This window comes from Vibrio sp. 1641 (genome assembly GCF_033339995.1).
GTDB classification, from domain to species: Bacteria; Pseudomonadota; Gammaproteobacteria; order Enterobacterales; family Vibrionaceae; genus Vibrio; species Vibrio alginolyticus.
On sequence record NZ_JAWOVP010000312.1, the window covers coordinates 1 to 605 of the forward strand.

Here is a 605-nt window from a genome sequence, read left to right on the forward strand (position 1 = left end):
CTGCAATGGCAGGCTTTTAGCTATTGAGAGGAGTTTATAAAGGGCTTGGCGGTTAGCTGAGCTTATCGAGCACTTTCTCGCAGAGCGTTTTTAGCGTCCCCAATTCTTCTAGATCCAACGTGAACTTACAGGCAATGGCATCAGGGACGGATTTCGCCTGATCTTTAAGTGCTCTGCCTGCTTCAGTAAGGTTCAATACGCGTACGCGCTCGTCGGTTTCACTTCTTCCTCTGCTCACAAAGCCTTTTGCTTCTAAGCGTTTTAGCAACGGGGTGAGCGTTCCTGAATCGAGGTGAAGCTGTGATCCCAGCTGTTTTACGCTCGTGCCATCTTTTTCCCACAATACCATCATTACCAAGTACTGCGAGTAAGTGAGATCAAGTGCGTCCAACAACGGTCGGTACGCGCGAATCACAGCGTTAGCAGCGCTGTATAGCGGAAAGCAGACTTGATTCTCTAGTAACAATTTTTCTTCTGCATTCAATGTACTTGGGGAGTAACACTGGCTCATGGGCTTAATCTCGATAAAGGCGATAAAAATAAATTGTGCACAATATAGTTGCAAACTATCGTTGTTTCGATATAAGGTTGCAAGCAATTAAATT

Annotated in this window: 1 protein-coding gene; it reads right to left on the minus strand. The window is 45.5% G+C overall.

Annotated elements, in window-relative coordinates; all coding sequences use genetic code 11:
- Positions 1 to 52: 52 nt before the first annotated feature.
- Positions 53 to 511, minus strand: a complete 459-nt coding sequence (locus tag R7Z47_RS25715) for a MarR family transcriptional regulator (RefSeq protein ID WP_318130876.1) — start codon at positions 509 to 511, stop codon at positions 53 to 55.
- Positions 512 to 605: the final 94 nt, after the last annotated feature.